9 protein-coding genes and 3 pseudogenes are annotated in these 15,356 nt (G+C 57.5%); 9 read left to right on the top strand and 3 right to left on the bottom strand.

Features of this window, described 5'->3' with window-relative positions; all coding sequences use genetic code 11:
- The first annotated feature begins 1,488 nt into the window (after window positions 1–1,488).
- The 3 genes from XH79_RS07690 to XH79_RS07680 all read left to right on the top strand — a co-directional run bounded on the left by XH79_RS07690 (window position 1,489) and on the right by XH79_RS07680 (window position 3,220).
- Window positions 1,489–1,974, top strand: coding sequence for a hypothetical protein (locus XH79_RS07690; protein ID WP_271581274.1), 486 nt, complete (start codon window positions 1,489–1,491; stop codon window positions 1,972–1,974).
- 110 nt (window positions 1,975–2,084) lie between these two features.
- A complete protein-coding gene (locus XH79_RS07685) occupies window positions 2,085–2,501 on the top strand; it encodes a hypothetical protein (protein ID WP_271581273.1) in 417 nt (138 codons plus the stop codon).
- Between the two features lie 566 nt (window positions 2,502–3,067).
- Window positions 3,068–3,220: a hypothetical protein gene (locus XH79_RS07680; RefSeq protein ID WP_271581272.1), complete on the top strand. Its 153-nt coding sequence runs from the start codon at window positions 3,068–3,070 to the stop codon at window positions 3,218–3,220.
- A gap of 63 nt (window positions 3,221–3,283) precedes the next feature.
- On the opposite strand, the gene XH79_RS07675 is transcribed toward XH79_RS07680, so the two are convergent.
- The gene (locus XH79_RS07675) at window positions 3,284–3,592 is read right to left on the bottom strand and encodes a hypothetical protein (RefSeq protein WP_271581271.1); all 309 of its coding nucleotides are present in this window, start codon (window positions 3,590–3,592) and stop codon (window positions 3,284–3,286) included.
- A gap of 1,627 nt (window positions 3,593–5,219) precedes the next feature.
- Between XH79_RS07675 and XH79_RS07670 the strand changes: the two genes are divergently transcribed.
- Together XH79_RS07670 and XH79_RS07665 are read left to right on the top strand one after the other, a co-directional pair.
- A complete protein-coding gene (locus XH79_RS07670) occupies window positions 5,220–7,598 on the top strand; it encodes a DUF3141 domain-containing protein (protein ID WP_271581270.1) in 2,379 nt (792 codons plus the stop codon).
- 375 nt (window positions 7,599–7,973) lie between these two features.
- The gene (locus XH79_RS07665) at window positions 7,974–9,422 is read left to right on the top strand and encodes a hypothetical protein (protein ID WP_271581269.1); all 1,449 of its coding nucleotides are present in this window, start codon (window positions 7,974–7,976) and stop codon (window positions 9,420–9,422) included.
- A gap of 809 nt (window positions 9,423–10,231) precedes the next feature.
- On the opposite strand, the pseudogene XH79_RS43235 reads toward XH79_RS07665, so the two are convergent.
- Window positions 10,232–10,404 (bottom strand): annotated as a pseudogene (locus XH79_RS43235) (integrase core domain-containing protein); the annotation flags it as partial.
- A 925-nt stretch (window positions 10,405–11,329) separates the two neighbouring features.
- On the opposite strand from XH79_RS43235, the gene XH79_RS07655 reads away from it, so the two are divergent.
- The 4 genes and pseudogenes from XH79_RS07655 to XH79_RS07645 form a co-directional block, all read left to right on the top strand.
- Complete coding sequence (locus XH79_RS07655) at window positions 11,330–11,650, top strand: hypothetical protein (protein ID WP_271581268.1); 321 nt, start codon at window positions 11,330–11,332, stop codon at window positions 11,648–11,650.
- The gene (locus tag XH79_RS07650) at window positions 11,647–13,065 is read left to right on the top strand and encodes a di-heme-cytochrome C peroxidase (protein WP_271581267.1); all 1,419 of its coding nucleotides are present in this window, start codon (window positions 11,647–11,649) and stop codon (window positions 13,063–13,065) included. The genes XH79_RS07655 and XH79_RS07650 overlap by 4 nt, the downstream gene beginning before the upstream one ends.
- Window positions 13,066–13,348: 283 nt before the next feature.
- Window positions 13,349–13,747, top strand: coding sequence for an avidin/streptavidin family protein (locus tag XH79_RS43230; protein WP_442869928.1), 399 nt, complete (start codon window positions 13,349–13,351; stop codon window positions 13,745–13,747).
- A 294-nt stretch (window positions 13,748–14,041) separates the two neighbouring features.
- Window positions 14,042–14,955 (top strand): annotated as a pseudogene (locus tag XH79_RS07645) (IS3 family transposase); the annotation flags it as partial.
- Window positions 14,956–15,214: 259 nt separating this feature from the next.
- Here XH79_RS07645 and XH79_RS07640 read toward each other — a convergent pair.
- Window positions 15,215–15,356, bottom strand: a pseudogene (locus XH79_RS07640) (IS110 family transposase); the annotation flags it as partial.

Here is a 15,356-nt window from a genome sequence, read left to right as displayed (position 1 = left end):
GAATTACGGCAGCGCCCAACGGCACCAGCAGACCTACAAGCTCATAGCTCACTGCCCAACTCTCCCCATCCCATCGGTCCGCGCTTTCAGCGTGACCAACGGCGCGCGCTTGGATGTGAAGTACACGCGCGGATATGCCCCTAAAAGGTGCCTAACTCACAATTTAGTCGCATGCTGGCGTGGTCGCCACTTCAGGGCGCGATCGGGCCGGCTGAGGTGCTGCGAACGCAGTGGATACCTGACACGCAGATCGGCATGCGTTGGCAAGACCTTGAACTGTCTGCCATCGACCGTGGCGAGAAAAGCATGGCGTGACCACCCGTCCCGAAGCCCATCCGCCGCCTGATCGAGCTGGGCCTGAAAGTGCAGCCCAAGTGAGGCCATAGTTGAGGAGCTCGTCGAGAGGGATGAGCCACCGACCGAAGTCGTCGCTTTCCGCCATAGCGGCGTCAAATGGAATGAGACTGAGACGCCGCGCCAACTCGCGATGGCCTGATACGAACGCTTGCCGCCGGCTTGCCTGCGGCAAGCAGGCGCGGCGCGGCAATCCGCTGCTTCCTTGAAATCACGACCACGGAAGATACAGCGCGGCGAACAGCACCAGGACGATTAGAATGCACGCCCACGCGATTGCTAGCGCCTTATCCATCGGCCGACTCCCCCGATCTCCTCGGCCGCCCGCCTGGCTCTGAGCGGTCCTCGGCAAGCCGACGCGCGCTTCAGGTCCACCATCGAGCGCTCAGCCTGCCACACAAATGTGTCCTGCAAGAGGCCAGCTCGGCCCCCCTCCAATCCGGTAGTTGAGGCGACCGCGTCAGGTTGCAAACTCCCTCCCGGCGTGGACACGCGTTTCCAGAACCTGGGGAGCCAGAACCTGGGGAGAAAGACCTTATGGCTCGTATTCAACATATCATTCACACTCCACAATGACGAATGGACGGTCCTCGTAAATGGCAAGCACTCCGCCCATACGCTACTCAGAAAGAGGCAATCCGCGCCGCGGTTGATGCCGCCCACGCGGACGGAAAGGCAGGGCACGACGTTCAGGTTCTCGTTCAAAGCGAAACCACCAATTTAGAATCGAGTGGACATATGGCCACGATCCATACCCGCCAGCCGGCTAATCGCTGACCACATGAGATCGGCGCCGACCAATCCTGGTAGATTGCCTTGCAGTCCTCTCCGCGATACTTGGTAGCTCCCTTTGGGAGTTCAGCCTCTCAGCGGGCCCAGGTGGCCAGCCTTGCTACCTCTGAGGGCGACGGCTGGTGGTAGGGACAGTGCTTCCGGAGGCGTGAGCGCCGTGTCCCGTCCGCGCTGTCCCGTTTTTCTCAGGTTTGAAGGGCGCGGCCGTCCCATCCAGGATCAGCCGCGCCCTTCGAGCCCCGGGCTAGCCCCGAAGTAGTCGATTGGCCTTCGGGTGGCTATCGCGCCCGCATCGGTTGAGCAAAACTCCCCTATGAGCACCAAAAGAATGGAGCATTTCCAATGAACATCGATCTCGCGGCGGTGCTTACTAAATTTCAGAACATCTCGCCTGGTGCATTTATCAAACTCGATATCTCAATTGACGGCGGATCATTCGGCATCTTTGTAGAGGACGGCCACGGCAATCAGGGCATCGTTACCTTTCCCGCGACGCCTGCCCCACAAGACCAAATCGCGTGGCATCAGCGGGGCGGAATATCACACCGAACAATTATCTACTTTCCGACCGCGCTTCTGAGGCCGGCCCTGTCGAGCACTGCCGTGCCAGGTTCTGCAGCGGGCGTGCCCTTGGTCTGCGTGGGGAACAAGGCGTTCATCGCAGGTCAACAAGATCGGCATCACCGTGAATACTTCAACATCGATACGGACAAAGCCGAAAAGGTGGCTTTAGATGACGCGGTGTTGTTCACGGAATCGGCCGTGGGGCATGTGGTCGACGGAAAATTCGAAGAAATCTACAGATACCCTCTGCCTGGTACTTCTTAAAGAGGAGCGGCAAGCCGTTTGAAGTCCCCCGCCTTTCAATCCGCTGAATCTGCACCAACGGTGCGAGCTGGAATTGCGGCTTCCAATCACAGTAACAAAGGAAACGTGATATGATCCCTATTGAGGAGGCCTTTATTCGAGCGATGACGTTGCTTGACGGTCCAAAGCCAACCGAGCAACGGGCTGAAATCGTCGCCCACCTGGATACTATTATTGACTATGCGCGCGACGATGCCGAGGAGCGCCTAGCCCATAGTTTCAAAGCGATGGCCTTGAACCACCTCGACAGCATCGGTCGAGATACGTCGACCATTGTTGCGGAGAAAATGGAGCTGGCTCTGATCGCCACCGAAGAATTGATTATAGCTATCGTCGAGCGCAACCGGCGCGGAATAACATCCGGGCGATGTACACGCAGGAACTTTGCAACTGGGCAATACGCCGGCCGGTGGTCGCGATCAGATAAGCATGAGCGACGACGACATCCACCAAAGACATGCACGCAGCGCAATCGGACCAAGCAATAACCTTCAAAGTCACGGACGGCGCGTGACTGGAAGCCCTTCGATCGAGGAGTTCATGGCCTACTTGTTCGGGCCCGACGGGAATCTTGTGCACTGCGTAAGGCTGATTGCTACCCTCTTTGGTGGTCCGAAAGGAGCAGTGCGATCGTATTGGTGCCCAATCGGGTTTCTCTATCGGATCGGAGCTATGGCGGTTGAGCTGGCCTTTCCGACGACCACGTTTTCAGGAACATTACGGAGGACGGTAGGGAGGACTCCTATTACCTCGACCTCGTCACTAAATTCGTTCACTTTGTATTCGTGCAGATTTCTGCTCTGATATTCGCTCTATTTGCGACAGCGTCTTCGTTCTTTCTGTTTTCTTATCACGCGCTTCTTGGTCTATTTTACGCCGTCGCCACCGGTGCCATGACCGCGATTGCCTTATTTGAAGTGGCGATTTTTTATAACAGCTCTCAGTCCAATCCTCAGGATTGACGTTGCCGCCATCCTAGAAACTTTCTCGCCATCTGCTTAATTGGATAACTTTCGGGAATTGACGGCTTCTTCATAGATTGAAGGAGCAAGCCATGAGCGACGGCCTGGCGATGGGTCAGGTGATTCAGATCGATGAAGCCCGGACAGGGTTACCAGCCCGCCCCGCAAAGCCGGTCGGCCTCCGCCATCTTAAGGTAGGCAACGAAAACTTGGATGGTTCAGGTCGGCTGGTCGGCACCCTCTAAATACCCATGCATCAGTTGGAAACTGAATCACAGCCGATCAACATCGATCGATAAAATCTGATGTCAGCACGTGATAAGTTCAGCATGGCCAAATCCTTTGGAATAATCGAGCAGTGAAATAACCATTGGGGTCAGCCGAAAGATGAGAACATTTGCCGGCGTCGGCAGCGGATCCGGCATAGACTTCTGTTGCGGATATCTCTGGAACAGCAGGTGCATCGCTTTTTCCCACTCGAGCGGATCATTCACGTCGGCATGCGCTGCTATTGAGAGGCCAGTAATTTCTCTGACCAGCGACGGATCGTCGTCAATCGCGAGGGAGACGCGGTTGTCACGGGCTAAATTGAATGCCTTTTGGCTGTCCCCCCGCATAGAAAATGGATCGCGAAGCCCTCATTGGCATAGCCTACTGTAGTGACTTGGGGCCGGCCATCTGGACGAATGTCCCGATTCGCATCGTTCGGTGCTGATCGAGTGACGCCTGAATCTGCAGCTTGAACACGTCGTCTATGGTGCCACTAGCGATTTGTCCATAGGACAAACGAGCACAGCCAGAGCAGGAAACGACGGATCTGCCAAATCGATCGACCCTCCCAGACGTTTTCCATTTCTGAGTTCGTCCCACCGGTTTTCTTGACTGTCATTGCAACGCCTGTGCCAATGAGCCTCCTAATTTGAGCTGCTCATATCGAGTGAGACCATGGTTCAGGGATGGCCCGTGAAGAGCTTAGCGCGTCCAACCGATCGAAAGTCAGTTAGGGGCAAAAAACCATCTAGGTAGTCCGCGCCTCAGGCAGATCGCGCCAGGGACGGTCCGCACGATCCACAACACGCCCTCGACGAACATCCGTTGTCACGGCCCGTCGAGCCGCGCTGGTCTGGCCGACGATGATCAAGCTGGAGATGCGATCCCATTGTCCATCGCTCAGGCGCGACCGGCGAAGCGATGAGTTGCGCGTCGTAATCGCCAGTTCGCCGCGACGCTGCTCGCGCCGACGAAGCAGGCGATCGTTCGCCCATGTGGGCATCAACTTCGCCGAGAGCAAGGCAGATGCAGGCGCGTGCAGTCACCCCCACCTGACGTGTTCGCTAGACTTCTCCCCGCTAGCAATTGGCGCTCGGTGCGATTGTCGCAACTCGCATGGACACGTCGGTGCCTAAGTTGCTTTCACGTCAATCTTCTTGGGCGGCTTACGGCTTGGCCTTGACCGGCCCGAGCGAGGCGGCATGGGGCTTGCGGCGACCTTCTTGGCAACCGACCTTCCAAGACTAGCGTGCGGGGGGAACGAGCGGCGCCAGAAATCGCCGCCAAAGAAGTCTTCGAACAAGCGATCCACCTCGTTGCGCAATGCCTCGAGTGGGCGCCATGCTTCAGGAAGAAACGCGGGCTCACTAGTCTTCCTGGTGACGGGCAGTCTCGTCTCATTCGCCATGATCTAACTCCATGTTTGAGATCATTCTGAAGGCGCAATCCTCTGACTGCGCTGAGCGACCAGGTTGTCATAGACCGTAACAGCAAAACCAATGTGCCAACTCGCCTCCTGATTGAGCGCTCATGTGTGATGGCTACGGGCGACCGGTCGAAAGTTTTGGAAGATTGAGCAGGACCCATCTGAAAGGTGGTCCCGGGGAATGCTCCCTAGGCATGCGAGGTGGCTGTCTAACAAAGGCGACCCACAGCGTCCGATCTCTGACAGGCTTGGTTCTCAATCGGACAAACGCTATGCAGCAGAACAGGAAGACGGAAGTTGCTTGGCCATCCTTCGTCTCGGCAGCAACGAGATGCCTGGCATCGACGTTGCATCGAGAGATCTGGAACGTCGTGGAAAGTCACCCGGCTCGCAAAACGTCCTCTTGAGGTTACGCTTCCTTGGTCACACTTTAACCTCGCTTGCGAGCAGTTTGCCGGATGAAAGACGCCATCGATAGGCAATCCGGCACCACAGCGCAATTTAGTATCACGAGGCGGCATCGACTCTAGAACAGAGGAGGTTAGGCCATGTCTGACTCGTTCCAGCGCTCCAACCTGGCCCAGTCAATGGAAGCGCAACGTGCAGAACTCGAGCACGCGCTCACCGGCAGCCCATTCAGAATCTACGCTGATCGCATGGGCCAACAGGGCGCGAAGACCATCAACATTCTACAAGTTGCCTGGATACTGCGGGTCAAGCGCGGCTGCGAAATGGTCTTTACTCGCCTGCCCGAGCTCTTGGCAAGCGGCGAACGTCTGGCCAAAGATCTGAGGAACCTGCGTGACGATGGACGGCTTGGCGTTTCTTGGCGTGAATACATCCGCGACGCGGGCGAGCGCGCTATATTGCTAATTGATCTTCTCCGAGAGAGCGGCGACCTCTTCCTTGAACATGAGGCGGCAGGCTGTCCGCCGGTTCTTTTCTACGAGTACGAGAAGATCATGGACGGAAGGGATCTTCCCGTAAAGTCCAACTTCGTATTGCTGCGCATCATCCCGTCGCAAGATGTTTCGGTCGATTACTCCCGTCGTCGGCCGTTTGTTATCATCCCTCCACGTGCGGGACACACTGCGGGTGTGGGAGCCCACGAGCACGATAGTCAGCTCGGCGTCGCATTGCGCGAAGGTCATCCAGTTTATCTGGTGAGCTTCCGTCGCGAGCCGGAGCAGGATCAGCAACTCTCTGATGTGGCCTATGCGGAAGCGGCGTTTGTTCGAGAAGTGATCCGCCGGCATCCGCGCGCGCCTTTGCCGGCCATTATCGGCAACTGCCAAGCAGGCTGGGCGACCCTCGTTCTGGCCGCAACAAACCCTGACTTGACAGGACCCATCATCATCAATGGATCACCGGTGACGGCTGTATCGGGAAACATCGGCGACAACACTTTCCGCTACATTGCCGGCATATTCGGCGGAGTCTGGATCCCGATGCTTCTGTGCGACCTTGGCCAGGGCATGTTTGATGGAGCCAATCTCATACACAATTTCGAGATGCTCAATCCCGAGCGCCGGCTGTTCCTAAAGTACGCCGAGCTTTTCCGCGACGTTGATACGACGCGCGAAAGCTTTCTTGCCACCGAGAAGTGGTGGAGCAGCTTCTGCTTCCTGCACGAAAACGAGATCTGCTGGATTCTCGAAAACTTGTTCATCGGCAACCGGCTCGGCAAAAACATGGCCTACCTGGGATCGGGGCGTCAGCACGTGGATCTCAAGCAGATCCGCGCGCCGATCATCGTGTTTGCCAGCCATGGCGACACAGTGACGCCGCCCCAGCAGGCTCTGAACTGGATTACAGATGTTTACGAGAACGAGGAGGAGATCCGCGTTCGCGGCCAACACATTATCTATATGGTGCATGACGACATCGGGCACCTCGGCATCTTCGTCTCTTCAAAAGTTGTCAATAGGGAGTTCCGGCAAGTTGCAACCACGCTTGAGGCAATCGAAGCGTTGATGCCCGGCCTCTACGAAATGTGCATCAAAGATGTTCAGGAACATGATGGACGAAAAAGCTTCAGTGTTGAACTAGTCGAACGCAGCTTCAAGGACATCCGGGCATTGAACGACAACTATCGCGATGAGTTCCCTTTCGGTGCGGTTGACCGGGCGTCTGAACTTCAGGCGCAGATCTATCACACAATCGCCCGCCCCTTCGTCAGAGCTGCAGTCACAACCTTCACGGCCCAAGCTAGCCGAAGTGTTCACCCGGAGCGCCTGTCGCGAGCGCTAATGTCTTCGCGAAATCTGATGCTGGCTGGCTTCAAGTCCATAAGCGAGCAGGTTCGCCAGTCTCGAGCCAAGGCCAGAGTAGATAATCCATTCCTGCTGGCGGAAGCCTTGTATGTGCAGCATATCGCACAGGCGATGATCTGCTGGCGCGACCTGCGCGACATGATGTATGAGCTGATGTTCCACAGCATGTGGAACACTCCTTTGCAGCACTATTTTGGTGATCGCTACGGAGTGCAGGCGAGGCAAATGACGCTAGAAGAATTGAGGTCGCGCCCGGACGTTCAGTTTGCGCTTAAGATGATCGCGACCGGCGGCTTCATCGAGGCCGTCATCCGCATTATGGCGCTGCTTGTGAGCGATCGCTGGTCACGCGTCCTGACGCAGAACGAGCCGTTCCGCTCTGTCCCTTCTAACCGTCTGACTACAATCACTCGCCAACAGACCATCATCGCCACTTTGGAACGGGAGCAAGCAATCGAGACCCTACCATTGCTGCTGGATGACTCTGAGGAGCGCCGCCGCGCCTACCTGGTCGCACGCTATGTACCCGGTCCCATCGCGGAAATGTCGCCGAACACGATCGACCTCCTAGGGCGGTTTGCTCAGGTGCTTGAGCAGCCGCCAATCACCGGCGATGTTACCGAAAATCCGTTGGCGGAAATGAAGGCTGAGTAAAGCGTCGATGGTTGGCGTAAAGGATGACCATCGGCTTGAGCGCCAGGCGTGGCAACTGAGGGTAATGTCGATGCGCCTCGTAGTTGGCACAGGATTTGAAGCCAGTTCGTCCTGCACGTTGTACTCTGACGCTTACGGCTGGACGGCCAAACATGTTCGACGCGCGCCTATTGTGTGTTCCGGATCCTGAGCGCTGATGGTAACGGAGGGCTCGAAATTCAAGAAGTGGCTTGACGAAAGAAGGGCGCAGATACCGATGCGTTCCCTTTGCAAATAAGAACCAGCCGCGCTGAAGTCGTCGAATCTGGCGACTTCCTCCGGACCGAGCAGAGATATTAGTTGTTGGGGCACTTTCTCCCTGCCGAAATCCGCAGAATGGAGTTCTTCGCCGTGGACCACGATACCATCCGCGCCGAGCTGATGTACTTGGAGTCCCTTGGCTCCCGAATCTCGGGCTCAAAGAGCCACGATCAACTTGTAGAGCATGTCAAACAGCAGTGGGCCGACTTCGGTATGCGAGTTCACGAGGACGTCTTGCATTTCGATCGCTGGAGCATGGCTGCCGAAAATCCCGACGGTCTGCGTCTTAAGATCGACGGGCGCGACATAGCGATCTCTTCGGTCTTTCCCTACTCGGGGACCACCGGCCCCCTAGGGACCGAGAAGCAGTTGTACAGATTGCGCGGTCCAATACCGCGATGGAGCAAAGCGCGCGGAGGAATTGCGGTCGTCGAGGTCCGAAATCGGAAGTTCCCGTTTGATGCGGCGGTCAAGACTTGGGATCGGGCGCGTGCATGGGGCAAGACCACTATGCCGCTGCTTCCTGCCACGTTCGCCGGCCTCGGTCTGGCGCGTGCTCGACGAGCTGGCGTTGAGGCGGTGATCTTCGCCTGGCGTGGCATAAGCATTTTCAACGCCAAAGGACAGTACTTACCGTTCACGTTGCCCTACCAGAACATTCCAGCGGTCTTCGTGGCCGGAGACGACGCCGACTTTGTGTTGGACGCCGCCTCACGGGCCACGCGGGCGACGCTCATCCTTGACGCGGTGATCGAACGAAATAGCGCCATGCGTACAGTATGGGCGGCTGTGGAGGGTCGCGGCGCCCCCCACGAAACTGTGCTCGTGGTAAGCCACAGCGATGGTACAAATATTGTCGAGGAGAACGGCCACATCGGTGTGGTCGAACTCGCGCGCCAGACTGTCGCTCACCCATTGGCACGCACGGTCATCTTCGTGTTAACAGCTGGACACCTTCGAATCCCGGCGGTGACCGAGCATGGCCAAGCCACTTCGCGCTGGTTGCGGGATCACCCACAATGGTGGGCTGGTGGCCCGGGAAATCGCCACGCGGTGGCGGGCCTGGTGATCGAGCACCTCGGCGCTCGGGAATACCGGGACGATCCCCTCAAAAACACCTACGGGCCGACGGGCAACCCCGCACCCGAACTGCTCTACGCCTCCACCGCGCAGCTGACGGCGCTTATCGAATCAGAGTGGCGTACAACCGGGCAAGCGCCGAGAGTGTCGGCCCCAAACGCGCTCATTCAGTTCGGCGAAGGCCAGCCGCTCTACCTAAAAGGCATCCCAAACATCGCGCTCGTAACCGTGCCGCAGTACCTGTTAAGTATTGAACCGGGCGACTACGTCGACGTCGCTCTTCTGGACAGACAAGTCAGCAGCTTCGCGCGACTGCTGCAACGAATTGATACCATGCCCAGCAACGAAATCGGCACCGTCAAGATGACTACACCACTCGCGAAAGCGGCTGCCGCGCTGCGCGCGATTGGCATTCTCGCTGGCAGCTCGTTGCATTGCCGATGAACCGCCTGCACCAAGCGGCAAACTTACGAAGAACGCAATTAGCTCGGAGCTCCGGCCAAGCGAACCGATAAGAGCGCATTTTCGCGTCCGCTTCTTGCTCGGAGCTGAAGACCGCTCTCCACCCTTTAACGCTTTGCGTCGATGCGGGTGCGGTCCGCCGGACGTCCTTCAGATTGCAGAACGTGGCCTCGCCGCCAGCACTCGCGGTAAGACCGCCGGTCATGCCGGTCCCGCGCGGGCGGGTGCCGGGCATCAACCCAAGTGATGCCCGTGCGCCGAAGATCGGCACGAAATAGCAGCGGCGGAGCCCACGGGAAATTCAAGAAATTGTCTTAAGCGGGGGCGCGCTTCTTTGTCCAAGGCTTGGAGCCGATCGTAAGCGTAGCGCCGAGGCCCTTCAAACTGTCTGTGCGCGGGCCGTGATTTAACGGCGACCGACGGGGCGTTACTCTCCATAGTCGCGACGACCGCACCAATGTCCACGAATGCCGGGGCGTGGAGAATTTCGTGGGATCCATCTGATCGGGAGCACGTTGCGCATGGTCCGGTTCGCCAGATGCTCACGTATCGAGGGATGCGGATCTCGACGATCTGGAACGGGTTGATGTGAAAATGGAACGGATGGTCCGAGCACCTAGGCCGTGCGGGTCCATCCATCCGCCGATCCGAGAAGCTGCAGGCCAGGCACCTCTTGCCTTCGAAACGTCAGACTAGTCATCTGGAACGCAAGTTCGTCAGATTTATGATCGCTCGAATCTTGCAGCGAGGCCGAACTTTGGACCACCCAGAACTAGAGTTTTGCGCCGCTGTCACGTTGGCGGGCTGGTCGCGCCGACGTGGGTTTGCAGCAAAATCGGCGGTCTGTTGCCGATCGCGCCATGGGCCGTACTTCGTTGTAGTATCTGCGCCAAGTCTCCACTTTTTCTTGGGCGTCCGCAAGGCTGAGGAACCAGTTAGTGTTGAGGCATTCGGCCCGCTCTCGCCGGCAAATTGCGGTTCCTCGTCAAGCCATGGCATAGATCTGGAATTCCTAGCAGCTCGGTTATTCGGCACAGCTATCTGCCTCAATCCCACGTTTGAAAACTACGGATGTGAGGTGTTCAGCGAAACGCATTCCTTGGATCAATTTGTCCTAATGTTGTCATCTCGATTAACTGCCTTCTGGTAGTTGACTGGACACGAGGCATCGGCTGCGAGGGAGGTGCGGACGCAAGCCTCGATAATTGCGGGCTTCAGCGATAACAGCGAGCAATGGAGTCCTACCCGCCGCGGAGGCAATCGTGCTTATAAGGCGCGCATGACGCTTGCGATCGACGTTGCCACGCTCTGCAGCGCACAAACCAATCTACTAGTAAACCCCGAGCAGCTCCAACCTGCGCTTTGGCAACTCTATCCGTCGCAATAGGAGCCCTCGATGCGTTCAACGAGCGACGGAGTGGCTACGTGTACGGCACCGCAAACGAGTCTCCGGTGCGACTATTGATTGTGCCGGACTTTATGCGCCAGCAGCATGAGGTTTGGCTGGAGACCTTCCGACAAGAGCTTTGCCAATGATTTAGCGGTCCTCGAAACGTTAATCCGCAACGCGTTAAGACGCGCAGTGCCCGGCAGCCGATACGCAGCCAACCTTCCGGGGCGACCGCCAGGCTCTAGAGCGGCAAATGTGGGTGGTCGAATTATGGCTGAGGTTCTGCGATTCCCGATGGTGGCCGATACACGAGCAACCGGCATCACTCCAAAAGTTGGTAGGTTGAAATTAGTTGGTCTGAGACCTTTGATGACTACCATGAAGCGACCTGCCAGTCGGAAGCAGGTTAAGAGGGGCTGAGATCAACTTACCGCAACGGAGGGGACTTTAAGTGCCCCGAGCAACTCTTCGGGCGAGTTTAAAAGACGGTGACCATGCGATGCTCCGTGCGATCTTTCTGATTGGCTTAACCGTTGCTGTCAAGACAAGACCGACCGCCCAGGGCGCTGACGCCAATCCAATCTATGTAGACCAAGGTGCAGATTGGACCCCGACGGCAAGAGCGGACTTCTATATGCGGGATCAGGGCTCGCGTTTGCTCACGCTATCCTGGATGCAGGCGCTAAAGCAAAGGAACGGACAACCATTCCTCGCGGATGGTCTGGCGCGGTACGGCTATCTCCCTAATCCTGGCAACAAGGCGAGCCTTCCCATCGGCTTTTATGCCCCGGTCCTGAAGGTTTCCAAATTGTCGAAATGACCTGCTCGGCATGTCATACGCGCCAGATCGAAGTCGAAGGCAATGTGTATCGTGTCGATGGCGGTCCCGGGCTCGTGGACTTCTACGCGCTGCTTAGCGATTTGGACAAGGCAGTCGGTGATGTGCTTGCTAGCGCCGACTCGTTTGCTCCGTTTGCTGCAGCTGTTCTGCAGTCGGCGACTCCCGATACGGCCGATGTTGAGGATCTTCGCCAGCAGGTAGATAGATGGTACCTGCGGTTTCACACGCTTATGGTGCGAGCCCTGCCCAAAAGCGGCTGGGGAATGGGCCGTCTGGATGCTGTCGGGATGATCTTCAACCGCTTATCCGGACTGGATATCGGTTCCCCGCCCGATTTCACGATTCCAGAAAACATAAAAACCGCTGACGCACCCGTGAGATACCCATTCCTTTGGAATGCGCCGCGGCAAGACGAGACGCAGTGGCCGGGATTTGCAAAGAACGGAAGTGACATCTTGGGTCTCGCCCGAAACGTTGGCGAGGTTCTAGGGGTGTTCGCTACGTTCGAGCCGACGCGCCAGGGCGCGGTCATCAATTTCCTCAATGACACTTCCACCAATTTCGACGGCCTTAGTGAGCTTGAGAACTTGGTGAAGCGAATCGGTCCTCCGAAATGGCCCTGGAAGATTGACGCTGCCTTAGCGGTCCGGGGCAAAGTGATTTTTGAAAGAGATTCCGCTGAAGGGGGATGCAGCGGCTGTCATGGGATCGAGGACGGCGAGCAGCGCTTTCCATTCATCAAGACATGGAGAACCTTGGTCCAGAACGTCGGTACCGATACACGTGAGTACGATGTTCTCGCCTGGAACGCCAATACCGGCGTGCTGAATGGAGCGTACATTCCCTTCGCGACCGCTCCTCTTGAGGAGGAGGATCAGGTTCTTAACATTCTCGCGACCTCGGTGATCGGTTCGATCGCAGAACACCTGCTGACCGGTGGTGCCCCTTCCACCAACGCACGGGGCGCGACGGCGCCAGATCCGGCGTCGGGGGACTCCGGAGTCTCTGGGGCTGGTACGACTACCGCCGACCCCGCAGGATCTGGTAACGGCTTTCGACGCCGTCAGCACTTCGGAAGAGATCAAAAAGGCCAAGCGGAAGGGGGCAGAAAAAGCATCTCGCAGTCGACTCCCTCAATGGGGCGCCTACGAGGCCCGCGTTCTGCAGGGCATTTGGGCCGCCGCACCTTAACGGCTCGGTTCCTACTCTGGCGGAATTGCTCAAGCCATCCGGACAGCGCAAATCGCACTTTAGCATTGGACGGAAATACGACATCGAAAACGTTGGTCTTGCGGCCACCCAGGAGCCTCAAAGTGACTCACTATCCGTCACGGATTGTAATGACATCAATTCTGGAAACAGCAGGTGCGGCCACGAGTACGGGACGAATTTGAGTGAGCAAGACAAAAAAGCGCTGCTCGAATGCCTCAAGACGCTGTGACCCGCTGCGTCGCTCGCTCTTTGAGCATTCTCAAGAGGTCGGTACCCAACTCGCTCAAGAAAATGAGGCCGTCGACAAATCTGCCTCTGGAGAAATTTGGCGGAACTACGAAGCGAGAACTATTCGGGGAGGGGGTGCGCTTCTGGGTGAGTGTGGAAGCGAATTGCATGGCCGTATCATGAGAGCGAATCTATCCGGCAGCGTTTGTGCAGTTGCCTAATGCCGAGGGGAATACCATGACACGCTTGTTTGTGCTTCTGGTATTTGCCGTCATATCGGTGCCTGCTCACGGGCAGTTGCCCGTCCCCTCCACATGGGTGAATCAAAGGGGCTCGTTTCTCTCGATCCAGACGCTAGACCCGTCAACAGGGAATTTCGCGGGAACGTATGTCAACAACGCGACTGGATTTTCGTGCCGGGGACAGCCTTACCCTGTCGCAGGTGTCGTCATGGCAAACAGAATAGATTTCTACGTCAATTGGACGGCACCCGCAGCTCCCAACTGCAAAACAATCACAATTTGGAATGGGCGTGTAGCTGCTAATAGGATTTTAACTGGATGGATACTGTACTACGTGGGATCGGACTGGAAATTTCACCAAACGACGGGGCGAGACTTGTTTACGAGGAGGTAGACCAAACTGCTTTAAGTTGCTCGTCCGTCGTCAGGGGGCGAACTCGCTCGCGGAGTTCTCATCGGAAGGGCACGATGAGAATGACCCCGCCTGCGGTCGCGGATGGGCTATGATCGGCACTGCGGGCAGGCTGGTCGGCCATTTCTACATATACGCAATGGCGACGATTCAGCCTACGTTTGCGAACGCGGCTGAGTTCTTGAACCTGCTAGGCCAGCATGGAGTTCAGTCCCACTGACCTTGCCCCTCAGGCTTAATCCAGGTTGAAGTTCGCTCTGGCCCAAGGACCAGAGCATGAAGCGCAGCCGCATTCCGGAAGAGCAGATCATCGGGATTTTAAAGGAGCACGGGGCCGGCGTTTCGGTCGCGATCTGTGCCGTAAGCACGGCGTCAGTGACGCCAGTATCTACAAATGGAAAGCCAAGCTTGGCGGGATGGAGGTCTCGGAGGCCTAGCGGCTGAGGACATTGGAGGACGAGAACACGCGGCTGAAGCGGCTGTTGGCCGACGCCATGCTGGACAACGCGGCCTTGAAGGACCTCGTGGGATGGTGACGCCCGCAGCCAAGCGGAAAGCTGTCGCCCATCTCCGAGGCGCCTTCGGGATGAGCGAACGGCGGGGCGTGTAAAGCCATCGGCTGGTGCCGCATGACCGTCAGATACCAGAAGTCCCGGGCCGACGAAGCCGGCCTTCGCCAGCACATGCGGGCAATCGCCCAGGAATGTCGTCGTTTCGGCTATCGACGCCTGCATGTGCTGCTCAAGCGGGAGAGCTTTCTGGTCAACCACAAGAAGCTCTTCCGGCTCTACCGGGAAGAGAGGCTCGCGGTGCGCCGCCGTGGCGGCCGCAAGCGGGCGATCGGGGCCCGGGCGCCGATGACCGTGCCGATGGTGCCGAACGACCGCTGGTCGCTCGACTTCGTGTCGGATCAGCTCACTAACGGCCGACGTTTCCGTATCCTCACCGTTGTCGATGATTGTACTCGCGAGTGCTTGGCGCTGGTGGCCGATACCTCGCTCTCCGGCACCCGTGTAGCGCGGGAGCTGGACCGGCTGGTGATCGAGCGCGGCAAGCCGAAGACGGTGGTCAGCGGCAACGGCAGCGAGCTGACCAGCAACGCCATCCTGACAGGGGCTGATCAGAGTCGCGTCGCTTGGCACTACATCGCGCCAGGCAAGCCCATGCAGAATGCCTTCATCGAGAGCTTCATGTATAGACGGCCCCGCGGATGCAAGGGCTTTTTAGCAGCATTTTGGATATCGGTCGGGTGCGTTCATGTATACGGCCTGTCATTGCGACCGATAGCATGGCCGCTGGCCCTGATGGAGATCGCGGATCGAGGCCTCATCAACGGGTCGCGCTTGTTGCGCTTAAAACTCTTCGAGCTTTCTCGATCCCCAGCTCCGCCGGTTTCCATCACGCTGTCATCTGCCCTCACACCTTAGGGTGACCAAAAATCGCGGCAGCTCAGGCCGCGAGCTTAGGCCGATAGAACTCACCGGTCGTCATCATTGCCCAGATGATCCGAGCCAACTTGTTGGCGACAGCGACGGCAACAACCATGGGCCGACGCCGTTCAAGCAGAGCTTCGATCCAGCCACCTCCGACC

Source organism: Bradyrhizobium sp. CCBAU 45389, assembly GCF_028128625.1.
Lineage (GTDB): Bacteria > Pseudomonadota > Alphaproteobacteria > Rhizobiales > Xanthobacteraceae > Bradyrhizobium > Bradyrhizobium liaoningense_B.
This window is presented reverse-complemented; position numbering and strand designations above follow the sequence as displayed.